16 protein-coding genes and 5 pseudogenes are annotated in these 23677 nt (G+C 62.1%); 11 read left to right on the forward strand and 10 right to left on the reverse strand.

The genetic code is table 11. The annotated features are described in order from the left end of the window. Positions 1-129: 129 nt before the first annotated feature. Both N0Q91_RS20935 and N0Q91_RS20940 read left to right on the forward strand, forming a co-directional pair. Positions 130-2194: pseudogene (locus N0Q91_RS20935) on the forward strand (ATP-dependent helicase). Positions 2195-2501: 307 nt separating this feature from the next. After that, positions 2502-2942, forward strand: a pseudogene (locus N0Q91_RS20940) (ion channel). Positions 2943-3048: 106 nt separating this feature from the next. Here the strand turns inward: N0Q91_RS20940 and N0Q91_RS20945 are convergent. From N0Q91_RS20945 to N0Q91_RS20980, 8 genes and pseudogenes are all read right to left on the reverse strand, one after another. Next, positions 3049-3741 carry a response regulator gene (locus N0Q91_RS20945; RefSeq protein ID WP_100674111.1) on the reverse strand — a complete coding sequence of 231 codons (693 nt, stop codon included), beginning with the start codon at positions 3739-3741 and terminating at the stop codon, positions 3049-3051. Further along, positions 3738-6427: pseudogene (locus tag N0Q91_RS20950) on the reverse strand (DUF4118 domain-containing protein). Before N0Q91_RS20950 ends, N0Q91_RS20945 begins: the two are co-directional and overlap by 4 nt. Positions 6428-6445: 18 nt before the next feature. Then, on the reverse strand, positions 6446-7015 hold the full coding sequence (gene kdpC, locus N0Q91_RS20955) for a potassium-transporting ATPase subunit KdpC (RefSeq protein ID WP_275598602.1): 570 nt from the start codon (positions 7013-7015) through the stop codon (positions 6446-6448). A 2-nt stretch (positions 7016-7017) separates the two neighbouring features. Beyond that, the gene (gene kdpB, locus N0Q91_RS20960) at positions 7018-9057 is read right to left on the reverse strand and encodes a potassium-transporting ATPase subunit KdpB (RefSeq protein WP_275598603.1); all 2040 of its coding nucleotides are present in this window, start codon (positions 9055-9057) and stop codon (positions 7018-7020) included. An 11-nt stretch (positions 9058-9068) separates the two neighbouring features. Further along, positions 9069-10777 (reverse strand): annotated as a pseudogene (gene kdpA / locus N0Q91_RS20965) (potassium-transporting ATPase subunit KdpA). A 128-nt stretch (positions 10778-10905) separates the two neighbouring features. After that, positions 10906-10992 (reverse strand): K(+)-transporting ATPase subunit F, encoded by an 87-nt coding sequence (gene kdpF, locus N0Q91_RS20970; protein ID WP_275600300.1) that lies wholly within the window; start codon positions 10990-10992, stop codon positions 10906-10908. A 9-nt stretch (positions 10993-11001) separates the two neighbouring features. After that, entirely contained in the window at positions 11002-11205 is a 204-nt protein-coding gene (locus N0Q91_RS20975) for a hypothetical protein (protein ID WP_275598604.1), read from the reverse strand. Between the two features lie 29 nt (positions 11206-11234). Then, positions 11235-12122: a LysR family transcriptional regulator gene (locus tag N0Q91_RS20980; protein ID WP_275598605.1), complete on the reverse strand. Its 888-nt coding sequence runs from the start codon at positions 12120-12122 to the stop codon at positions 11235-11237. 99 nt (positions 12123-12221) lie between these two features. Between N0Q91_RS20980 and N0Q91_RS20985 the strand changes: the two genes are divergently transcribed. Together N0Q91_RS20985 and N0Q91_RS20990 are read left to right on the forward strand one after the other, a co-directional pair. After that, entirely contained in the window at positions 12222-12944 is a 723-nt protein-coding gene (locus tag N0Q91_RS20985; RefSeq protein ID WP_275598606.1) for an SDR family oxidoreductase, read from the forward strand. Positions 12945-13072: 128 nt separating this feature from the next. Continuing rightward, positions 13073-13378 (forward strand): Atu4866 domain-containing protein, encoded by a 306-nt coding sequence (locus N0Q91_RS20990; protein WP_033047496.1) that lies wholly within the window; start codon positions 13073-13075, stop codon positions 13376-13378. A 20-nt stretch (positions 13379-13398) separates the two neighbouring features. On the opposite strand, the gene N0Q91_RS20995 is transcribed toward N0Q91_RS20990, so the two are convergent. After that, the gene (locus tag N0Q91_RS20995) at positions 13399-14100 is read right to left on the reverse strand and encodes a class I SAM-dependent methyltransferase (protein ID WP_375341886.1); all 702 of its coding nucleotides are present in this window, start codon (positions 14098-14100) and stop codon (positions 13399-13401) included. 250 nt (positions 14101-14350) lie between these two features. On the opposite strand from N0Q91_RS20995, the gene paoA reads away from it, so the two are divergent. The 6 genes and pseudogenes from paoA (at position 14351) to N0Q91_RS21025 (ending at position 21597) form a co-directional block, all read left to right on the forward strand. Further along, positions 14351-14986 (forward strand): aldehyde dehydrogenase iron-sulfur subunit PaoA, encoded by a 636-nt coding sequence (gene paoA / locus N0Q91_RS21000; protein WP_375341887.1) that lies wholly within the window; start codon positions 14351-14353, stop codon positions 14984-14986. After that, positions 14983-15933, forward strand: a complete 951-nt coding sequence (locus N0Q91_RS21005) for an FAD binding domain-containing protein (RefSeq protein ID WP_275598608.1) — start codon at positions 14983-14985, stop codon at positions 15931-15933. Before paoA ends, N0Q91_RS21005 begins: the two co-directional genes overlap by 4 nt. Positions 15934-15937: 4 nt before the next feature. Continuing rightward, positions 15938-18135: pseudogene (gene paoC / locus N0Q91_RS21010) on the forward strand (aldehyde oxidoreductase molybdenum-binding subunit PaoC). Between the two features lie 90 nt (positions 18136-18225). Next, positions 18226-19359 carry a DNA polymerase IV gene (gene dinB, locus N0Q91_RS21015; RefSeq protein ID WP_375341888.1) on the forward strand — a complete coding sequence of 378 codons (1134 nt, stop codon included), beginning with the start codon at positions 18226-18228 and terminating at the stop codon, positions 19357-19359. Positions 19360-19854: 495 nt separating this feature from the next. Next, a complete protein-coding gene (locus N0Q91_RS21020; RefSeq protein WP_018096561.1) occupies positions 19855-19977 on the forward strand; it encodes a hypothetical protein in 123 nt (40 codons plus the stop codon). Between the two features lie 888 nt (positions 19978-20865). Further along, entirely contained in the window at positions 20866-21597 is a 732-nt protein-coding gene (locus N0Q91_RS21025; RefSeq protein ID WP_275600247.1) for an adenylate/guanylate cyclase domain-containing protein, read from the forward strand. 13 nt (positions 21598-21610) lie between these two features. Here the strand turns inward: N0Q91_RS21025 and N0Q91_RS21030 are convergent, their stop codons facing one another. After that, positions 21611-22387, reverse strand: a complete 777-nt coding sequence (locus tag N0Q91_RS21030; protein ID WP_275598611.1) for a sulfite exporter TauE/SafE family protein — start codon at positions 22385-22387, stop codon at positions 21611-21613. Positions 22388-22683: 296 nt separating this feature from the next. On the opposite strand from N0Q91_RS21030, the gene N0Q91_RS21035 reads away from it, so the two are divergent. Continuing rightward, positions 22684-23670, forward strand: a complete 987-nt coding sequence (locus N0Q91_RS21035) for a BMP family protein (RefSeq protein ID WP_275598612.1) — start codon at positions 22684-22686, stop codon at positions 23668-23670. Positions 23671-23677 lie beyond the last annotated feature (7 nt).

Below are 23677 nucleotides of genomic sequence, written 5' to 3' on the forward strand. Positions count from 1 at the left end.
CAGGCGATACATCGTGCCATCTTTGAAACCGGAACGTCCCCACTTTCCAACGGCCTCTCGGGCTTGTATGTTCCCTCTCCGTTCTAGAGGCCGCGGCCGGACATCAAAGACATCATCGAGGTAAAGTGAATGGCGACGGCGGCCCATCTTGAGAAACTGAACGAGAGGCAGCGCTGCGCAGTCGAATATGGCATCGGAGCAAAAGAAGGCGCCCAAGCGGGCCCGCTGTTGATCATTGCGGGCGCGGGCTCCGGAAAGACCAACACCTTGGCCCATCGCGTTGCACACCTGATCGTCAACGGGGCCGATCCGCGCCGCATTCTCCTGATGACCTTCTCGCGAAGGGCCGCGGCTGAGATGTCGCGCCGCGTCGAGCGTATCTGCGCACAGGTGCTCGGCCCCAATTCCGGAATGATGAAGGACGCCCTGTCATGGGCGGGCACCTTTCACGGTATCGGCGCACGGCTGCTGAGAATCTATGCCGAACAGATCGGACTGAATGCGGAGTTCACTATTCACGACCGCGAGGACAGCGCCGATTTGATGAACCTGATGCGGCACGAGCTCGGCTTCTCGAAGATGGAAAGCCGATTTCCGACCAAGGGCACGTGTCTGGCGATCTATTCGCGGGCCGTGAATGCGGAAATGCCGCTGACTGAAGTGCTCCGCACTTGGTACCCGTGGGTGTCCGGCTGGGAACAGCAGTTGAAGGAGCTGTTTGCCGGCTACGTCGAGGCCAAGCAGGCGCAGAACGTCCTCGACTACGACGACCTGCTTCTCTATTGGGCGCAGATGGTTAGCGAGCCCTCCGTGGCCGACGAAATCGGCAAACGGTTCGACTATGTCCTCGTCGACGAATATCAGGATACCAACAAACTCCAGTCTTCGGTGCTGTTGGCTCTGAAGCCCGGCGGGCGCGGCCTGACGGTCGTCGGCGACGACGCGCAGTCGATCTACTCGTTCCGGGCGGCGACTGTCCGCAACATCCTCGACTTTCCGAAGCAATTCTCGCCGGCGGCCGAGATCGTCACGCTCGACCGCAACTACCGTTCGACCCAGCCGATCCTCGCTGCCGCCAACGGGGTTATCGATCTGGCGCGGGAACGGTTCACCAAAAACCTCTGGACGGATCGCGAGTCGGCTGAACGTCCTGAAGCTGCTGACAGTGAAAGACGAGGCCGATCAGGCGAACTGCATCGTCGAGCAGGTGCTTGCCAATCGTGAATCCGGGATGCTTCTGAAACAGCAGGCCGTACTGTTCCGCACCTCGAGCCACAGCGGCCCCCTCGAGGTGGAACTGACCCGCCACAACATTCCCTTCGTAAAGTTCGGAGGCCTGAAGTTCCTCGACAGCGCTCACGTGAAGGACATGCTGGCTGTGCTGCGCTTTGCACAGAACCCCCGTGACCGCGTCGCAGGCTTCCGGCTCCTGCAGATGCTGCCGGGCATCGGCCCGCAGACCGCGGGCAAGATCCTGGATACGATCGCAGCCGACCCCGAGCCATTGATGGCGCTTGGCGAAATCCCAGCTCCGCCGAAGAGCGGCTCGGACTGGCTGTCCCTCGTCGAACTCCTGCATGCCCTGCGCAAACCCGCATGGCCGACGGAAATCGAGATGGCGCGGATATGGTACGAACCGCATCTCGAACGAATACACGAGGATGCCGAAACGCGCCGGGCCGACCTCGTGCAACTCGAGCAGATCGCCGCAGGCTATCAGAGCCGCGAGCGCTTCCTCACCGAGCTGACGCTCGATCCGCCGGACGCGACGAGCGACCAGGCCGGCGTACCGCTGCTCGACGAGGACTATCTTATCCTGTCGACCATCCATTCGGCCAAGGGGCAGGAATGGCGCTCCGTCTTCATGCTCAACGTCGTCGACGGCTGCATTCCGTCAGACCTGGCCACTGGTACGAGCCATGAGCTGGAGGAGGAGCGGCGGCTTCTCTATGTCGGCATGACGCGCGCTAAGGACAGTTTGACGCTGATGGTGCCGCAACGCTTCTTCACCGGCGGTCAGCACGCGCAGGGTGACCGCCATGTCTACGCGAGCCGCACACGCTTTATTCCCGCGACATTGCTTCAGTTCTTCGAGAGTGCAACCTGGCCCGTCGCCAGCCCCAATACCTCCGAGCGTAGCGCAAAGCAGATCCGTATCGATGTCGCAGCCCGCATGCGCACCATGTGGCGGTAGAGTTCAGCAATGCGTGATCGTCATCGCACTGGCTGTCCTCTTGGCGGCGCTTCGCAGGGGTTCCTATTGGAGAAAAAGGGAAGTGCTCGACGGACCGCGCCGAATTCCCGAGACGCATTATCCTGTACTCCCGCGGTCGTCCACACCGTCAGCCTCGGCAACCGCACATTGGGACGGGCCCAACAGACCGAAACTCCCAATCCGGACGATGTCCTGCTATGGTGGTTGTACCAGCATCGCCGAGTCGAGTTGGTGCGTTTGAGGTAAGCGCCGATCATACTGCGGCAAGCACAGGGCGAGGTTGATAGTGCCAGGGATTGTGTTGGTCTGTCTGCTTTCCGCCGCACTCATCATCGTGACAAGCGCCACTCATTTTGAAATCATGACCGGCGTAGCGATCCTGCGTCGACGCAAGGTGCTTTCCAAACGAGCTGAAATGGTCGTTTTTCTTGGGTAAGCCTTTATGGCTCACCTCTTCGGCGTCGGCCTTTACGCTCTGGCCTTTGCGTGGATGCATTATCATCCCGAGTTCGGTTCACTCGAAGGACTGGCAGGCTCAAACGCCACAGACTTCTTCTATTTCTCGCTGACCTGCTACAGTACAATGGGCTTCGGCGATGTCTACGCAACAGGCGACATGCGAATTCTCGCCGGTCTGGAAGGGTTGAACGGGCTCGTTCTGATTGCCTGGTCGGCGTCGTTTACTTTCATTGCTGTGGAACGCATCTGGCGCGACGACCGGAGGTAACGGCCGGGGCTCAACCCCGGACGTCAAGTAGATCAGGAAGTGCGACTTCAGGCTGCAGAAAATTCACGTGCCGGGAATTGGTGATGTGGTCAGTTGCACAACCTCCTCAATCCTCGTCGCCGACGAAGCGATAACCGACGCCGGGTTCGGTGCGGACGATCTTCGGATTGCCGGGATCGCGTTCGATCTTGCCACGCAGCTGACCGATGAAGACTCTGAGATAATGCAGGTCCTCCCCGTGGGCGGCGCCCCAGACGGAGGTAAGCAGCGTCCTGTGGGTGACCACGCGGCCGGCGTGATGTGCGAGCATCACGAGGAGGTCGTATTCCTTCGGCGTCAGTCGGAGCGCCGCGCCGCCACGCGTCACGACGCGTTTGACCATGTCGATCGAAAGACCGTCCGCCGAAAGCTGCGCCTGGCCCCCTGCCATCTGGATGCGATGGCGCAGCGCCGCGCGGATCCGGGCCGTCAGCTCGCCGATTCCGAAGGGCTTCTCTATGTAGTCGTCGGCGCCGAGATCGAGGGCAGCGATCTTCTCGCTTTCACGGTCACGCGCCGAAAGGATGATGATAGGGACTTTCGACCAGGCGCGCATATTGGCCACGACGTCCTTGCCGTCCATGTCGGGAAGGCCGAGATCCAGGATCACGACGTCCGGCGCCACCGTGGCAGCCGCCTTCAGCGCCTGTGCGCCGTTTACCGCCTCTATCACCTCGTAGCCGGCGGCTGCGAGCGCGGGGCGCAGGAAGCGCTGGATCTGGGGCTCGTCGTCCACGACGAGGATACGCTCGGCCGTCATCCGCGCTCCTTCTCCACTGTTTCAGCGGCCGGGAACCGCATGGAAATGCGCGTACCGCGGCGCTTCATCGCCGGGCTCTCCGCCTTTATCCGCCCATCCATCGCCTCGACGAAGCCCTTGCTGATGGAAAGGCCGAGACCGGTGCCAAGCGAACGGCCGTCCGGCTTTCCCTTGCGGAAGAATTTGTCGAAGACATGGTCGAGGTCGGCCGGGGCGATGCCTTTACCGAGGTCGGTTACCGAGAGCACGATCTCATCTTCTTCCCGCCGCCCATAGACGCTGACCGGCTCGTCACCGCCAAACCTGTTGGCGTTGTCGAGCAGGTTGAAGATCACTTGACCAAGCAATACGCTATCGCCGCGGATCAACGGCAAGTCCGGAGCGATGCTGGTTTCGAAGACGCGGCCGGGGAAGTACTTCCGCGCACGCTCCACAGCCGAATGGACGACATCGGCGACATCGACCCAATCGCGCTTGGCGTTTACCGTTCCGGCTTCAATGCGGGTCATGTCGAGCAGGTTGGCAACGAAGCGCGTGAGTCTGCCGCTCTCCTCCTCGATCGACTTGAGGAGATCGTGCCGGCTCTCCTCCGGCATCCGCTCGCCGAGTTGCCGCAGACTTGTCACAGCTCCGGTGATCGTTGCGAGCGGCGTTCTGAGATCGTGGGATATGGACGAAAGCAGCGCGGCGAGGAACTTCTCGCCCTCAAGTTGCGCAGCCTGGTCGAGGATCTCGCGCGAGAGGCGCGCTCTGTCGACGGCGATCGCGGTCTGATCGAGGATCGCGGCAAGCGCTCGCTCCTCGTTTATTTCCAGCGGCGTGTCTTCCTGCAGGAAACCGAAGACGCCGACGACCCCATGCGGACTCATGAGCGGCCTGAACTGGAAGGGACTGTTCGGCAGCGTGCCGGTACCGTTGCCGGCAGCCTCCTTCTTCTCGAAAGCCCAGCGGGCCGCCATCGTGTCGGTAATACCGAGCTCCGTATCCGGCGGCCAGGCGGCCATCAAGCGGACATCTCCGTCCTCCGGCAACAGCAGCGCCGCGTTGCGCCGAAGGGTCGCCTGGATTTGCGTGACGGCTGCCCACAGCACATCCTCGGCATTGGCCGTACCGGACAGCTTGCGCGAAAAATCGTAAAGCGCCTGAGTGGCGGCGGCCCGCCGCCGCGCTGTCTTCGCCTGCTCGCCAACGCGGGAGGCGAGCCCCCCGGCAAGCATCGCCGCCGCGAGGAACACGAAGAGGGCAAAGACTTCGTGCGGTTCGGCAACCGTAAAAGTGCCGACCGGTTCGATGAAGCAGAAATTGTAGGCGAGAACCGAAATGAGCGCGGCCGCGATCGCAGCGACATAGCCCGCGTAGGTCGCCGAGACGAGCACAGCCAGAAGAAAGAGAAGCGAGATATTCTGCAGGACGACGAACTGCTCGATCAGCAGGCCAAGTGCTGTCGCGGCTGCAGCCGTAGCAGCGGCGATGGCAATCCCCCGGCCCCACCCTTCCGGAAGCATGCTTCTGCGTCTGGCCGCCGGTTTTACGGCGGGTGCGCTCCCGTCAGTGACGAGGTGGATGGCGATACCGGCCGCCTGCGCGGCAAGCGCATCCGGCAAGGAGCGGCGGAAGAGGCGTAGCGGGAAGCGGTGGCGGCGCGTGCCGATGACGATTTGCGTCGCATGTTCCCGCCTTGCGAGCTTCAGAATTTCTTCCACGAAGTCGTTGCCGATGATACGGCGCGTCTCGGCGCCCAGTTGCTCGGCGAGCCGGAAAGTCTCGTCGAGCTGTCGCATCGCCCCGCTGCTCTCCGCCTCCCCGTCCGCACGCTCGACCGAAACGACGAGCCAGTCGGCATTCAGGCCCGAAGCGAGCCGGCTTGCCGTCCTCACCACCTTTTCGGATAAAGGGTCGGGACCGATGCAGACGAGAAGCCGTTCGGCGGCCCCCAGGGACCCTCGATCGCGTTCTGCCTGAGATAGTCGACCATCTGGTCGTCGACCCGGTCGGCCGTCCGGCGAAGCGCGAGTTCGCGCAGCGCCGTCAGATTGCCCAGGCGGAAGAAGCGATCGGTGGCGCGCTTGGCACTGTCGGGCAGATAGACCTTGCCCTCCTTCAACCGCTCGATCAGTTCGGCCGGCGGCAGGTCCACCAGCAGGACATCGTCAGCGCGATTGAGAACGGTGTCGGGGACGCGCTCGCGCACCGGCACGCCGGCAATCTGCGCAACCACGTCCGAGAGGCTTTCCAGGTGCTGGATGTTGAGTGCCGTCCACACGTCTATGCCGGCATCGACCAGTTCCTCTATATCCTGGTAGCGCTTGGGGTGGCGGCTTTCGCCGAAATTGGTATGGGCGAGCTCGTCGACCAGGATGACGCGCGGGCGGCGCGCCAACGCCGCGTCCAGGTCGAATTCGTAGAGCGTCCGTCCGTTGTGGAGCACCTGACGACGCGGCAGGACTTCGAGGCCCTCGAGCAGGGCCGCGGTCTCGCCGCGTCCATGCGTTTCGACGAGCCCGATGACGATATCGCCGCCTTCTTCCTTGAGGCGCCGCGCACGCGTCAGCATCGCATAGGTCTTGCCGACACCAGGTGCGGCACCAAGAAAGACGGTTAGTTTGCCTCTCCTGCCCTGTTCGGCGAGCGCCAGCAGGGCGTCCGGATCGGGGCGGCTCTTCAGGTCGCGGTCATTGTCGGGCATGCAACGTCTCGAGCTCGATCAGGTCCTCGGCGCGTCCAAGGCAAGGTTCAGTTCTAGCACATTGACGCGCGGCTCGCCTACGATCCCGAACAGACGGCCCTGCGTTGCCCTGTCGACGAGCGCGCCCACTTCCGCTTCCGGAAGTCCGCGTGCTTTCGCAACCCGAGCGATTTGAACCCTTGCGTATTCGGGCGAGATATGCGGGTCGAGACCCGATCCGGAAGCCATGCCGGCATCGGCGGGGATCTCACCCCCAATGCCCGCGGCGCGAAGCCTCTCGATATCGACCCTGACGCGCTCCTTCAGCTTGTCGGAAGTCGTCCCGAGATTGGAACCGCTCGAAGCGCCGGCATTGTAGGGCTCCGGGCCGGTCGCCGAGGGACGCGGCCAGAAATATCTCTCCGAGGCGAAATTCTGGCCGATGAGTTGCGATCCGACGAGGACACCGTCCTTGCGGACGAGGCTGCCATTCGCCTCTGCCGGCATCAGTGCTTGCGCCACGCCGGTGATCAGCAGCGGATAGCCGAGCCCGGTAATGAGGGTAAGTGCGAAGGTCAGGACGAGTGCGGGACGGAGTTGGTTGAGCATGATCACACCAGGTTGAGGTTCGAGACGGCAAGGTCGATCAGTTTGATCCCGGCGAAGGGCAGGACCAGGCCGCCGAGGCCGTAGACGAGGAGATTGCGGCGAAGCAGGGCTGCCGCGCCGACGGGACGGTAGCTCACGCCTTTCAACGCCAGCGGAATGAGCGCCACGATGATCAGCGCGTTGAAGATGACGGCCGACAGGATAGCCGACTGTGGTGACGCCAGACCCATGACGTTCAGCACGCCGAGCGCCGGATAGGTGGTGACGAAGAGCGCCGGGATGATGGCGAAGTATTTCGCCACGTCGTTGGCGATCGAGAAGGTCGTCAGAGACCCGCGCGTCATCAGCAACTGCTTGCCGATCTCGACGATCTCGATCAGCTTGGTCGGGCTCGAATCGAGGTCCACCATGTTTGCCGCTTCGCGGGCGGCTTGCGTGCCGGTCTGCATGGCGACGCCCACATCCGCCTGGGCAAGCGCCGGCGCATCATTGGTGCCGTCGCCGCACATGGCGATCAGCCGGCCGCCCTTCTGTTCCTTGCGGATATAAGCGAGCTTGTCTTCCGGCGTCGCTTCGGCGAGGAAATCGTCGACGCCGGCCTCCGAGGCGATTGCCGCGGCAGTGATCGGATTGTCACCGGTCACCATGACCGTGCGGATGCCCATGGCCCGCAATTCGGAGAAGCGCTCCTTGATCCCGGGCTTGACGATGTCCTTCAGGTGGACCACGCCGAGCAGCCGGTTGCCGTTGGCGACGGCGAGCGGCGTGCCGCCGGTCCGGGCGACCTTGTCGACCGCCTGCCGGAATTCCTGGGGTATCTCGCTGTCGGACAGGCCGGCAAATCTCAGGACCGAGTCGACCGCGCCCTTGCGCAGCCGGCGGCCGCCATGGTCGACGCCGGACAACCGGGTTTCCGCGGCAAAGGGCACGACCGCATCAATCCCGGCCTCGGGTGCCCGGCGCCCGAACGCGCCGGTGGCGAGCGCCACGATGGAGCGGCCTTCCGGTGTCTCGTCGGCAAGGCTTGCGAGGAGCGCCGCATCGGCGAGTTCCTCCACGGTTATGCCCGGAACGGGCAGGAAATCGCTTGCCATGCGGTTGCCGAAGGTGATCGTCCCGGTCTTGTCGAGGAGCAGCGTGTCCACGTCCCCCGCAGCCTCGACGGCGCGGCCGGAGGTGGCGATGACGTTGAAGCGTACCAGCCGGTCCATGCCGGCGATGCCGATCGCCGAAAGCAGTCCGCCGATGGTCGTCGGGATCAGCGTGACAAGGAGGGCGGAAAGCACGGTCACCGAAAGCACCGTCGCCGAATAGCTGGCAAGGCCCGAGAGCGTCACCACGGCGATCAGGAAGATCAGCGTCAAACCGGAAAGCAGGATCGACAGTGCGACCTCGTTCGGCGTCTTCTGCCGTTGCGCCCCCTCGATGAGGGCGATCATGCGGTCGACGAAGGTGGACCCTGGGGCGGTCGTGATGCGGACTGTCACCCAGTCCGAAAGCACCTCGGTACCGCCGGTGACGGCGGAGCGATCGCCGCCCGCTTCGCGGATCACCGGCGCCGATTCGCCCGTTATAGCGCTCTCGTTGACCGAGGCGACCCCTTCGACGACCTCGCCGTCGCCCGGGATCAATTCGCCGGCCGCTACGAGGACGAGATCGCCGACCTTCAGCATGGTCGCAGGTATTTCCTTGGTCTCCCGGCCCTCGGGTGCGACGAGCTTGCGGGCACTCAACTCCGATTTGGTACGGCGGAGGAAGTCGGCCTGCGCCTTGCCACGCCCCTCGGCAACGGCTTCGGCGAAGGTGGCGAAGAGCACGGTAAACCATAGCCAGGCGGCAATCTGGCCCGAGAAGAGCGGACTGCCGCCGGTTGCAACATCGAGAACGAAGAAGAGGGTCACCAATGCCGCCACGGCTTCGGTGACGAAGATCACCGGATTGCGGACGAGCTGGCGCGGATCAAGCTTGACGAAAGCGGCCTTCGCTGCCGGGAGGAGTATCGTCGGGTCGAAAAGGTTCGGGGTCATGGGTTTGTTTGACATGCCTGGTTCCTTCAGAAGGTCTGGCCGGAGAGCATGGCGAAATGCTCGACGATGGGACCGAGCGCGAGGGCCGGCAAGAACTGCAGCCCGCCGAGAATGAAGATGATGCCGATAAGGAGACCGACGAAAAGCGGCGTATCGGTCGGGAACGTACCCTTGGATGCCGAGGCGCGCGTCTTGGCGGCGAGCGAGCCGGCAATGGCAAGCACCGGCACGGCATAGGCGAAGCGGCCGAGCAGCATCGCAAAGCCGAGCGTCGTATTGTACCAGGGCGTGTTGCCCGAAAGTCCGCCGAAGGCCGAGCCGTTGTTGCCGCTGGCCGACGTATAGGCATAGAGGATTTCGGAGAGCCCGTGCGGTCCGGCCGTGCCGATGCGGGCGACGGCCGAGGGCAAGACCGCCGAAATCGCTGTGAAGCCGAGAATCGAAAGCGGCAGGATGAGCACGGCGAGCATCGCGTATTTCATCTCGCGCGCTTCGATCTTCTTGCCGAGCAGTTCCGGAGTGCGGCCGACCATAAGACCGGCGACGAAAACCGCGAGGATCGCGAAGACGATCATGCCGTATAGGCCCGAGCCGACGCCGCCGGGCAGGACCTCGCCGAGCTGCATGAGGAACATCGGAACGAGACCTCCGAGGCCGGTGAACGAGCCGTGCATGCCGTTGACGCCGCCATTCGAAAGGCCGGTCGTAACCGTTGCGTAAAGCGCAGTCATCGCCTGGCCGAAGCGGACTTCCTTGCCTTCCATGTTGCCGAGAGCCGGGTCGAGGCCGAGCTGCGACAGGATCGGATTTCCCTGCGCTTCGGCCCAATAGACGATCCCGACCCCGATGATCAGAAATGCATAGGTGACGGCGATGAAGGCCCAGCCCTGCCGGCGATTGCCGACGAGTTGCCCGAATGTGTAGAGCAGCGCCGCCGAAACCGACAGCATCGCGAAGATATTGATATAATTGGAATGCGCAGTCGGATTTTCGAACGGATGTGCGGCATTCACGTTGAAGAAGCCGCCCCCGTTGGTGCCGAGCTGCTTGATCGCTTCCTGGCTGGCAACCGGGCCCAGAGCGATTGTCTGCTTCACCCCTCGAGGGTCGTGGCCTCTACCGAGGCGCGGAAAGTCTGCGGCAGGCCCATTGCCACGAAGGCGACCGCCACCAGCACGGCGAGCGGCAGCAGGACGTACAGTGTCGAACGGATGAGATCGACCCAGAAGTTACCGATCGTCGGTATGGCTGAGCGGGCGAAGGAGCGAGTAACGGCAAGCGCGATCGAAATGCCGGTCGCGGCCGAGACGAAGTTCTGCACGGTCAGCCCCATCACCTGGCTGAAGTGACTGAGTGTCGTCTCGCCGCCGTAATTCTGCCAGTTGGTGTTGGTGACGAAACTGACGGCGGTGTTGAAGGCGAGGTCCGGCGGCACGTTGCCGAAGCCCTGCGGGTTCAAGGGCAACCATGTCTGAAGTCTCAGGATCGCATAGAGCAGCGCAAAGCCTGCGATGCTGAAGGCGAGCATGGAGAACGTGTAGGCGAGCCAGCCCTGCTCCCGTGTCGGATCGATGCCGGCGGCACCATGAAGACCACGCTCCACCGGTCCGAGAATTGGCGAAAAGACATTGCGTTCGCCGGAAAGAACCGCAGCCATGTAAAGCCCCAGCGGCTTCACGACGATAAGGACGGCGAGAAAAAGGAGGCTGATCTGCAGCCATCCGATGACAGACATGAGAAGTCTCCGTGGGTGAAGGAGCGCTCGGGCAACTCCAGCAAAAGTGCGCAGCGGTTTTCCGTCCGGATTTGCGGCAAAATGAAAGGCTGGAGCGTTTCAGCGAATCGGTGAAAAGCGGAAACGCTCTAGAAACGCTCCGGCCGGACAAGCGTCACGATCAAATAGGCTGCGAGCGCGACGCCGACGACGAGCCCGATCAAAGCCTCTACCATCGGATCCTCCTAAAGCCGGCTCAGGGCGCGCGCATAAAGCGCTAGCGCGGCAAGGCCGCCAACGCCGGCGGCAAGGAAAAGAAAATCGGACATGGACATTCTCCAGATTGATCCAAGATCCGGATGATGCGCCCGCGCCGCGTCAATTATCGATTGGGATGGTTTGGCAGCCGTATAAAGAAAAGATAAGGAGTTCGGGCCGAGCGTGATCATGACCTTCGACGCTGCGCCGGAAGCGTCGGCTATCGCGACCGCCTTATATGCTCGATCAAAGCTCGCATCTTTGGTGCCATGTTGCGGCGCTGAGGGAAATAAAGAAAGAAACCGGGAAACGGCGGCAGGAAATCCTGCAGCAGCGGAACAAGTTCACCGGTTTCCACGAACGGGCGGAAGGTTTCTTCCGTTGCGAAGGTGATCCCGGCCCCGCACAGTGCCGAGCGGAGCATGAAGCGCAGGTCATTGGTGGTGATCTGGGGCTCGACCGCCACATCGAAGGGAACACCATTCTCCTCGAATTCCCACCTGTAGGGCGCGACATTCGGCGCTCGCCGCCAGCCTATGCAGCGATGATGGACGAGCTCACGCGGGTGCGCCGGCGTGCCGTGGACTGCGAGATAGGCGGGGGCAGCAACGGCTAGCTCGCGCTGATCGCCCGTCAGCGGCACCGCGATCATGTCCTGCTCGATCACCTCGCCAAGCCTGACGCCCGCGTCGAACCCGGCGGCCACGATGTCGGACTCCTCGTCCGTGACGGTGATGTCTATCGTCACCTTCGGATGGGTCTGAGCAAAGGAAGCAATGAGCGGACCGGAAAGGAATTGCTCGGCGATCGAGGTGACGGCGAGCCGCAAAAGACCGCGGGGCTCATCCTCACCCGCCACCCGATCGAGCGCCGCCCCAATATCCGACAAGGGCTGCGACAGAGCCTCGCGCAGACGCTCCCCCGCTCCGGTCAGGCGAACTGAACGCGTCGTGCGGGTGACGAGCGTCGTACCAAAGGCATCTTCGAGCCGCCGAATTCCCTGGCTGACAGCCGAGCGGGTCACACCGAGGCGATCCGCGGCAGCGCGGAAGTTGTCCTCCTCCGCGACGGCCAGGAAGAGCGGCAGAAGGTTCATGTCTATTTTCATTGTAGAGCAGTGCTAACCATTGAGTTCAGTGATGGATGGATACCGGCGACAGTCATTGAAGTCCATCTTCTCCGTGCAAATCAAAGGACGGAGCACAACATGGACAAGGTCATTCTTATCACTGGCGCCTCCAGCGGCATCGGCGAGGGCATTGCTCGGGAGCTTGGCGCCGCGGGTGCGAAAATATTGCTCGGTGCACGCCGCCAGGCCCGTATCGAGGCCGTCGCCGCGGAGATTCGAGACGCAGGAGGAACCGCCCAGGCGCAGGTACTGGACGTGACCGACCGTCACTCCGTGGCAGCCTTTGCGCAGGCCGCGGTCTACAGATGGGGACGCATCGACGTTCTGGTGAACAATGCCGGCGTCATGCCGCTCTCGCCGCTTGCCGCCGTCAAGCTGGACGAGTGGGAGTGCATGATCAACGTGAACATAAAGGGCGTGCTTTGGGGCATCGCGGCCGTATTGCCGATCATGGAGGCACAGCGCAGCGGGCAGATCATCAATATCGGCTCTATCGGAGCGCTGTCGGTCGTACCCACAGCCGCGGTCTATTGCGCAACGAAGTTCGCAGTCCGCGCGATATCGGACGGGCTGCGCCAGGAGAGTACCAATGTCCGCGTCACCTGCGTCAATCCCGGCGTCGTCGAGAGCGAACTTGCTGCAACCATCACCCACAAGGAGACCGTGGCGGCAATGGACGCCTATCGCGCGATCGCGCTTCAGCCCGCCGACATAGCCCGTGCGGTTCGGCAGGTGATCGAGGCTCCGCAGAGCGTGGACACCACCGAGATCACGATCAGGCCGACCGCATCGAGCAATTGACCCGGCGCGAACCGTTCCCGGGACGCTTTCCCGCGTCCCCCTGACGAAAGGAATATTCCATGATCTTTTCCTTATTGACAGATCGTCTCACCGGCGGCGGCCGCAAGCTGCTGATCGCTCCGACCTTGATGACCGCCGCACTCCTGAGCCAATCCGTAAAAGCCGAGGAAGCCGAAATGCAGACCAATCACCCCTATGTCGGCCTGTGGGTCACAGAAGACAGTTACATCCGCCACGAGCTCCTGCCGAACGGTCGCTATGTCGAGGCCCGCGGTACGCGTGAACGGGCCTATGAGGGACGCTACCAAGTGACGGGCACGCATATCGATTATTGGGACGATACCGGCTTTACAGCGGATGGAGATTTTATCGACGGCGTTCTGCATCACGGCGGCATGATCTTCTATCGCGGGAGCAGAACGGGGAAACCATGAGCACTCAGGATGTTGAGGGTTCAGGCGTATCCTACCCAGCCCCTGAAGGTCATCGCCGCATAGAACAGGCGAACATCCGAGAAGCCCGCCTTGCGAAGCACCGCCTCGTCCTCCTCCGGCGAGAGAACCGATAACTTCGTTGCGATCGCCTGCCTTGCACTTTCAGCATCGCCGGAGGCTGTTCCGCCGAACGCGACGTGACGGGCGATCCAGGTCGAGCGCTCAGGTTCAGATTGCGGGAAACTGATATGCGCGACGACGAACGGAGCGCCTGGCACCAGACGGCGGCGAATCTGTTCGAGTGTGTCGAGGCGTTGCGGGCGATCAACAAAGTGGAGCGTGAGCAGGCAGACGGCCGCGTCGAACGGCCCCTCCGGTGCGTCGTCTATGTAGCCCTGCTGCAGATGGACACGCGGCAAATGGGGCCCCACCGTCTGTTCTGCGACGCGAAGCATGTCCGCCGAAGGGTCGATGCCGCAAAAACGCCAACCTGAATTGTCGTCGGCGAGGGCTTTGAGCTCCATGCCGCCGCCGGCGCCGAGCACCAGAACCCGCGCTTGCACCGGTGCACGTTCCGCGACCAACATCGATGTCATGCGATGTAGAGCGGCCAGCCCCGGTACTTTTCTCAACGTCCCTTCGACGTAGGAACTAGCGTGCGCGGCGGTAAAAGCTGGACTATCGACGCTCGGAGACTTCATCGTGCGGTTCTCCCAAATCATGTAACAATCTCTGTTACATGATTTGTCTTTCGTCAAGTCACCTCTGCCTGTGAAGGCGCCTGGTTCAGTACCGCCATTCATGAATGCGGTTCACAGCCTTATCGGCATCGCGATGGTAGTCACACGCGCTCTCCGCCCTAACTCACTTGTGAATGCGCCTGTGGGATCATTTCCCGCGCTCGGTTGTTGCGCGTTCGCGGCGTAGGCCGCTTCGTCCTAGACCTTTCATCATCAAGACATGGAGCTGGATATGCAAAGTCCTGGCGCACTTGAAATCTCGCGGCGCGACCTGCTCGCCGCCTCGGCCGCTACCGTGACAGTGGTGAGCGCACACTCGCTCGGTCACGCGCAGACCAATGTCTCCACCGCACCCCAGAGCACGAAGGTCACTTTCACGGTGAACGGAGAACGCCGGGAGCTTCAGCTCGATAACCGCACGTCCCTCCTCGACGCACTGCGCGAGCATCTGCATTTGACGGGCACCAAGAAGGGATGCGATCACGGTCAGTGCGGAGCGTGCACGGTTCTCATCGACGGCCGCCGCGTCAACGCTTGCCTGACGCTCGCCGTCATGCACGAGGGCGACAGCATCACCACGCTCGAGGGATTGGGGCAGCCCGAAAACCTCCATCCGATGCAGGCCGCCTTTGTCCAGCACGACGGATTCCAGTGCGGCTACTGCACGCCAGGCCAGATCTGTTCCTCCGTTGCAATGCTCGATGAAATCAAGGCCAATATCCCAAGCCATGTGACGGTGGATCTTACGGCGCCGGCCGAAATCACGCCCGCCGAGATCCGCGAGCGCATGAGCGGCAACATCTGTCGTTGCGGCGCCTATTCGAACATCGTCGAAGCCATCACCGAAGTCGCGGGGAGGAAGGCATGAGAGCTTTCAGCTACGAACGCGTCTCGTCGATCGAGGCCGCGGCCCGGGCCGCTGCCACCACGGATGGCGCGAAATTCATCGCCGGCGGCACCAATCTCCTGGATCTGATGAAGCTGGAGATCGAGACACCGACCCATCTGGTCGATGTCAACGGGCTGGCACTGGACAGGATCGAACCCACACCGGAAGGGGGGCTGCGTATCGGTGCCCTCGTCCGCAATACGGATCTTGCCGCCGACGAACGGGTCCGCCGCGATTATGCCCTGCTGTCGCGCGCCCTGCTCGCAGGGGCATCGGGACAATTGCGCAACAGGGCGACGACCGCCGGCAACCTGCTTCAACGCACCCGCTGTCCGTATTTCTACGATACCAACCAGCCCTGCAACAAAAGGCAGCCGGGCAGCGGCTGTTCGGCGCTGGCCGGCTTCAGCCGCCAGCTTGCGGTGGTTGGCGTCAGCGATGCCTGCATCGCCAGCCATCCGAGCGACATGGCGGTCGCCATGCGCGCCCTCGACGCCGTCGTGGAGACCGTGCGAGCCGACGGCACGACGCGCAGCATCCCGATCGCAGATCTCCATCGCCTGCCGGGTGACACGCCGCATATCGAACATGTCCTCGAGCGGGGCGAATTGATCACCGCGGTCGTCCTGCCGAAGCCGGCCGGCGGCAAGCAGATCTATCGCAAGGTTCGCGACCGGGCCTCCTACGCATTTGCGCTCGTCTCCGTCGGCGCCGTCGTGCAGCCGGACGGAACCGGCCACGTCGCGCTCGGCGGCATCGCGCCGAAACCATGGCGTGACGAGGCGGCCGAAAAGGAGCTGGCGAACGGAGCAAAGGCGGTCGCCGCCAAGCTTCTTGCCGGCGCCCGCCCGACTGAACAGAACGCCTTCAAGGTCATGCTTGTCGAACGCGCGCTGAGCGCGGTCCTCGTCGAAGCGAAGGGATGAGACAATGAGATTCGACACACCAGCAACGACGAACCCGATCGACCGGGGCAAGGTAATCGGCAAGCCCATCCCCGCATCGACGGTCCGCTCAAGACTACCGGCAAAGCAATCTATGCCTATGAGTGGCATGATCCGAATAACCGCTATGCCTATGGCTATGTCGTCGGTTCGGCAATCGCCAAGGGCCGGATCAGGTCGATGGATGTCGCCGCCGCGAGAAATGCTCCCGGTGTGATCGCGGTCGTCACCACCGATGGCGTCGGCGAACTGAAGAAGGGTAAATACAACACCGCCAAGCTCTTCGGTGGCACCGAGATCCAGCACTACCACCAGGCCATCGCCGTCGTGGTGGCCGAGACATTCGAGGAGGCCCGCGCCGCCGCGGCGCTCGTCAAGGTCGATTATGCCGAGGAAAAAGGCGCTTTCGATCTGGCCGCGGCCAAGGACAGCGCCGTCAAGCCGGAAGGCGAGGAAGACTCCGGAGCGGGGGACTTCGATGCCGCCTTCGAGGCAGCTCCCGTCAAGCTCGACCAGGTCTATACCACCCCGGACCAGTCGCATGCCATGATGGAGCCGCACGCTTCCATCGCCGCGTGGAACGGCGACGACCTGACGGTCTGGACATCGAGCCAGATGATCGACTGGTGGCGGACCGATCTCGCGACGACGCTTGGGATCGACAAGGACAGGGTGCATCTCATGTCGCCGTTCATCGGCGGAGGCTTCGGGGTGAAGCTGTTCCTACGCGCGGATGCGGTGTTGGCAGCGCTTGCCGCACGTGAAGCCAAGCGCCCCGTAAAGGTCGCCCTCCCCCGCCCTTTCCTGATGAACAACACCACGCATCGCCCAGCGACGATTCAGAGGATCCGGATCGGCGCAGGACGCGACGGCAAGATCACGGCGATCGCGCATGAAAGCTGGTCCGGGGACCTTGCGGGCGGTGGTCCCGAAGTGGCCGTCCAGCAGACTCGTCTGCTTTATGCCGGAGCGAACCGGATGACCGCCATGCGGCTTGCCACCCTCGATCTTCCCGAAGGAAACGCGATGCGCGCTCCCGGCGAGGCGCCGGGCATGATGGCTCTGGAGATCGCCATCGACGAGATGGCCGAGAGGCTGGGTCTCGACCCCGTCGAATTCCGCATCATCAACGACACCCAGGTCGATCCGGAGAATCCCGAACGGTCCTTCTCGCACCGCAATCTCGTCGGCTGCCTGCGCACGGGCGCGGAGCGCTTCGGCTGGCAAGGCCGGAGCAAGCAACCCGGTGCTCGGCGCGAAGGAAACTGGCTGATCGGCATGGGAGTGGCGGCGGCGTTTCGCAACAATCTCGTGCTGAATTCGGGGGCCCGCGTCCGGCTCGACCGCGAGGGCATCGTCACGGTCGAGACCGATATGACCGATATCGGTACGGGCAGTTACACGATCATCGCCCAGACGGCGGCTGAAATGCTCGGTGTGCCGATCGAGAAGGTCGCCGTCAGCCTGGGAGACTCCCGCTTCCCTGTTTCCTCGGGTTCCGGCGGGCAGTTCGGAGGAAACTGCTCCACGGCCGGCGTATACGCCGCCTGCGCCAAGCTGCGGGAAGCCGTGGCGCAGAAGCTCGGCTTCAACAGCACCGACGACCTTGTCTTCGCAGACGGCGAAGTCCGCTCGGGTGACCGCCGAATGCCGCTCGCGCAAGCTGCCGGCGATGAGGGGCTCATCGCTGAGGATCTCATCGAATTCGGCGACCTCACCAAGACCCATCAGCAATCCACCTTCGGAGCTCATTTCGTCGAGGTCGCGGTTGACGTCGCGACAGGAGAGACACGGATCCGGCGAATGCTGGCGGTCTGCGCCGCCGGCCGGATCCTCAATCCGATCACGGCACGCAGCCAGGTGATCGGCGCGATGACGATGGGGGTCGGCGGCGCGCTGACTGAGGAACTCGTCGTCGACAAGGAGCGTGGCTTCTTCGTCAATCACGATCTCGCCGCCTACGAGGTGCCGGTGCACGCCGACATCCCGCACCAGGAGGTCGTCTTCCTGGAAGAGACGGATCCGATGTCCTCGCCGATGAAGGCCAAGGGTATTGCCGAGCTCGGGATCTGCGGTGTCGCGGCAGCTGTCGCGAACGCCATCTACAATGCGACCGGCGTAAGGGTACGGGAGTATCCGATCACGCTCGACAAGCTGATCGAGAAGCTTCCGGAAGTCAGCTAGAACATGCCAAGGGCATCTACCCCGCGCAACTTTACGGCTAAGCAAGCATGGGAGGTTCGGATAGGATAGACAGCGCTATAGCGAGAGGAAATGATGCCAGCGGAGCCGGAGGAAGATGAAAGGAGTGGAGGGGCACCTGCCTCCTCCACTTTTGCCCGCGTGCGGAAAATTATCCATATCGACATGGACGCATTTTACGCTTCGGTGGAGCAGCGCGACAATCCGGAGCTTCGAGGCAAACCGGTCGCAGTCGGGTATCCGGAGGCGCGCGGCGTGGTCGCCGCCGCGAGCTACGAGGCCCGCAAATTCGGCGTTCACTCGGCTATGCCGTCGGTGACGGCCAAGCGCAAATGTCCGGAGCTGATCTTCGTTCCGCACCGCTTCGACGTCTACCGGGCCGTCTCGCGGCAGATTCACGCGATCTTTGCCGAATACACGCCGCTGATCGAACCTTTGTCGCTGGATGAAGCCTATCTCGACGTTACCGAGAACCTGAAAGGCATGCAGCTCGCAACCGAGATCGCGGAACAGATACGCGCCAGAATCCGGGCCGAGACGCAGCTCACCGCATCCGCTGGCGTATCCTACAACAAGTTCCTTGCGAAGATCGCTTCGGACCAGCGCAAGCCCGATGGGCTGTTCGTCATCACGCCGAAGCACGGCCCAGATTTCGTGCAGGCGCTTCCCGTCAAGAAGTTTCACGGCGTCGGACCGGCAACGGCGGAGAAGATGAAACGGCTCGGCATCGAAACCGGCGCCGACCTCAAATCCCGTGATCTCGCCTTCCTGCAACAGCACTTCGGCAAGTCGGGGCCGTATTTCTACTGGATCGCCCGCGGCATCGACGAGCGGGAGGTCAAGCCCGACCGCATCCGGAAATCGATCGGCGCCGAGGATACGTTTCGGGAGGATGTTCATGATCTTGCGGCGGCCCGCGCGGGCCTCAAGCCTTTGATCGACAAGGTCTGGCACTATTGTGAAGCCAGCGGCATTCGCGGCAAGACCGTGACACTGAAGGTGAAGTGGGCAGATTTCACGCAGATCACCAGAAGCAAGACCATCGTTGCGCCGATTGCGAGCGCCGCCGAAATGGGCGAGATCGTGGAACTGCTGCTTTTACCGATCTTTCCCGCCGCCAAAGGCATTCGATTGCTCGGGGTCACGCTCTCGTCTCTCGATCCCGTGGACGATCGGAGCGGGCCGCAGCTCGCCCTGGCGCTTTGAAGCCGCGGCCTGACAGAAACGAAAAAGCCTGCCGCGTGAGGAAGCGCGACAGTCCAGCCAAGTAAAAATCAAATCCCTAGAGCTGCAGAGAAAAACACTGATGCGTATCGGAAAAAGAAAATATTGAAGAGGAGGAATTCAGTGAGAAAGAAAAAGCCCAAGGCGTTACAAAAATTCCCTCAGTCTCCCGGAATCTATTCAGGAATAGCTGAGCAAATCTTGGTTTCGCCATATTTATGGCCCAACAGTTAATGGCTACTCATTGACGGGCTTGGCTCCAAGATCCTACCCCATCTTTCCGATCATCGATCGACTCCATAAAGGCGCAAAGCTTTCTCTGCTGATGGAGAATATGGCGGCACTTGTTCGTGCTGCCATGGAGTCGAACCTGCTCCGCGGGCTCTGAGCGAGCCTTGCAGATCACGCTTCCGAAGGAAGCGGGTGGTCCGTTCGCCAAACCGTCTCGATTCCAGTCAGCTCACCGGGAGGAAACCAATGAAATCCTATGTTGAAAGCTTCGGATACCAATTCAATCCCGTCGATTTCGCGATCAGGTCGACGCCAGCACTCTGCATTGGAATGATCGTCTTTATTACTCTTTACGACGTGATCTGGTAAATGGCTTCGGCAAATGCGTCCGCATCCCAAGCGGCCGCAAACCGGACACACTTTCCTCATCCCGCTCCAGCCTGAGCCACGCCTGAAATAGCTAGGAACGGCCGGTGAACATGGCGGAATGATACCCCGCCAATAACCCCTCCGCGGCAGCGACGGCATGGTATAATGCCGGCTCGTTACAACGCCTCGAACATCGTTACCCAGGTTCAACCATCGTTGCAGGAACTGCTGCATCGGTGGCTCGTTCTCACTTTGTGTGGAGTGGAGTACGTTCGAATGACTGGATGGAATTATCAGGAACCGGAACATCACGCCTCAACGGGACTGCCCGTAAGCATTCTGCTGTTGTCGGTCCTCGGAATATCAGCCTATCTGCTGGTCGGGGGTTCCTTGAGTGGTGGAGAGCGCGCCGGCTCCAAAGTCTATCTGCCTGTCGCGCAAACACAGGTTCGTTGAGGAAAGGCTGTTGGAGATCCCGGTCGGCCGGACAGGTGAGAGCCGTCGGCTGTCGCCGAAGAGGCAGCACCGGTTTTCGTCAATCGGGCTTATCCGTGAATTACTTCTCGGTTAGTCGGTTGGAATTCCCGCCGAACCGGATGTGCTGGAACAACGAGGTCTCCGGGAGAGTTCCTCGGCGTGGCAACGAACCTGGTAAATCTTCATGCGTATCGTCATTATAGTTATAGTCGCCTCAATTGTCAGCATCCTTGCTTTCAAATACGTCAACAATTCCTTGTGGAATGCACCCATAGCGGCCACGGCCGAAGAACTGTCCGAAGGTTAACGGACCATCGCGGTCTCAGTTACGGACCGCAAGGGTTTTCGAGAGATTTTGTGGCCCATATATGCGAGAGTCGCAGCGCGTCACGCAAACAGGGCGGCGGCAACATGTCTCAATCCAGGATTTGCAAGGGATGCTGGGAGCAGATGCGTATTCCGGTGCCCCTGCGCGGGCCGGCTTCCATTCCCTTCCGCGCCTTTGGCATCCGCCCGAGCCGGATGAACCCGAATACCTGCACGATCTGCGAACTCATGTTCACGCGCGTGATGAAAGCCCGCAAGATCACCGTTGACGTCTCCGTCCTTTTTGCAGATCTGCGAGGCTATACGGCGCTTTCGCAGTCGCTTACGGCCGATACTGTCTCGTCGCTGCTGGATGATTTCTACGATGAATGTGCCGCGGCGATTTGGGAGTTCGACGGCCTTCTCAACAAGACGGTCGGGGACGCGATCATGGCAATCTTCAACTTTCCGATCCCCCACGCGGATCACGCCGAGCGCGCCGTACTTGCCGCACGCGAGATCCAGCGCCGATGCCAATTGCGCCGTGAGGTTCGCCTGGCGGAGGGTGCCGGCCTGGACGGAAGTGAGCTCGGTGTCGGCATCGGCATCGACACCGGTGAGGCCAGCTTCGGAGAGTTCGGCCGATCCCACCGCGACCTGACTGCAATCGGAACGGTTGTGAATACTGCCGCTCGGGCCCAGTCCGCCGCCGAGGCGGGGCGAATTCTGGTGACCAAAGCCGTTTGCGAGCGCGCGCAGAGCCAAACGGCGGCAAGCGAGGGCCGAAAATACTCTCTCAAGGGCTTTGAGAAGCCGATCGAACTTTTCGCAATCTGAAGAAAGCCGGGGTTCAGAAATACCCGGTAAGTTCGAGCGTCTGATAGCCGGCCAACAGCGTGATCAAAGATCCGACGAGCCGCAGGAGCGTTTTCTCTCGCAGTGCCTTGACCGCCCATCCTGCAAAGGGCGCGGCAAGCACGCCGCCCGTGATCAGCCCGCCGATGGATGTAAGATGGTCGCGGAAATCGCCAGCCTGTTCCCAGTGACCGGTTAGAACCGTGGCCAGGAAGCTCAGAGACACTGAAAGTGCGATCAGAAACTCGCTCGCATTGACGGTCCCGATGACGTAGCGCGGCTGTCCGCCTGCGCCGAGCAGACCGGTGGTGGCGACGGGCCCCCATCCGCCGCCGCCCGCGGCATCCAGAAACCCCGCGGTTGCGCCGAGCGGTGCCACGATCCTCAGCTTGACCGGGTTTGTGGGAATGCGATGAAAGGAGCGGTAAAGCAGCCAGGCTCCGATCACTGCAAGATAGGCCGTGACGAAAGGCTTGACCTGATCTCCGTCAAACGAGGTCACGACGAAGGCACCCAGCATTCCACCGGCGATGCCGAAAGGAATGAGCCGCCAGAACAGCTTCCAATCGATGTTGCGGTGATAGAGATGGGCCGATCCGGAAGCGGCAGTGGTGAACAATTCCGCCGCATGGGCTGATGCCGACGCCTGGGCAGGCGGCACGCCAAAGGCAAGAAGCACCGTTGAGCAGATGACGCCGTAGGCCATCCCGAGAGCGCCATCGATCACCTGCGCGAGAAAGCCGACCAATGCGAACAGGATGAATTCTTCCATGGACAGCTCCGGGTTGGGGGCTCGACCGCCCCGCACAAGGAAGCCTCACATGTGCAGCGGCACACGGAGGCTTCCTGTTTCACTTCAGTCTCTGCTTCTTGGCAAGGTGGAAAACGAACGCACATGGCGCTTGTTCCGCGAGGCCCGTAGCCTCGAGCGGCTCAGGCATCGATGACCGTCATCCGCGATCGCCGGAAAAGTCGCTCATTGCCGCTTTTCTATTCACCCGCACTGCTTGACAAAGCTTTGTACAAAATAAAGATTCTACCAATTGGTAAAAATGGGGAACACCATCCATGGCAAGAGATCTGATGATGAGCCGGCGCAATGTGCTTGCGTCGGGCTTGGCGCTTGGCGTGAGCGCTTTTGCGCCGGGCGTCCGCGCCAGCACGCCGGTTAAGGTTGCCGGTATTCACGCCTCCCCTGTCGAAAACGCCTGGAACTCGGTCCTGCACAAGGCGCTGCAGGATGCGGCCGCGGAAGGCGTGATCGAGTATGTCTTCTCCGAAGGCGTTTCCGGCACGGACTATCCCCGCGCGATGCGCGAATATGCCGAGCAGGGTGCAAAGCTCATCATCGGCGAAGCCTATGCCGTTGAAAAGCAGGCCCGCGAAGTGGCCGCAGACTATCCGGAAACCGCCTTCGTCCTCGGCTCGAGCGGCAAGGAATCGGGCGACAACTTCGGCGTTTTCGGCACCTGGAACCACGACGGCGCCTATCTGGCCGGCATGCTCGCCGGCAAGATAACGAAGTCGAACGTCGTCGGCTCCGTCGGCGCCATGCCGATCCCGGAAGTCAACATGCTGATCAACGCCTTCGCTGCGGGCGTGAAGGCCGTCAATCCCGATGCCAAGCACCTCGTCACCTTCATCGGTACCTTCTTCGACCCGCCGAAGGCGCGCGAAGCGGGCCTCGCCCAGATCGACGCCGGTGCCGACATCCTCTTCGGCGAGCGCATCGGCACCGCCGATGCCGCGAAGGAACGCGGGCTCAAATCCGTGGGTTCGCTGATCGACTATACGCCGCGCTATCCCGACACGGTCTTCGCCAACGCGCTCTGGGGCTTCCGCCCTATCCTCAACGCCGCAATTGCCGACGTCTCCGCCGGCAAGCCGGTCGGCAAGGACTACACAGCCTTCGGCCTGCTCAAGGAAGGCGGCAGCGACATTGCCTATGTCAAGGGCGTCGCCCCGGCAGATGCCGAAGCGGCGATGGAAGCCAAGCGCGCCGAGATCAAATCCGGCGCCTTCGAGGTTCCGCGCATCATGGACGAGCCGAAGTAGCCGGCTT

The sequence above is a fragment of the Sinorhizobium prairiense genome (assembly GCF_029201645.2).
Lineage (GTDB): Bacteria > Pseudomonadota > Alphaproteobacteria > Rhizobiales > Rhizobiaceae > Sinorhizobium > Sinorhizobium meliloti_A.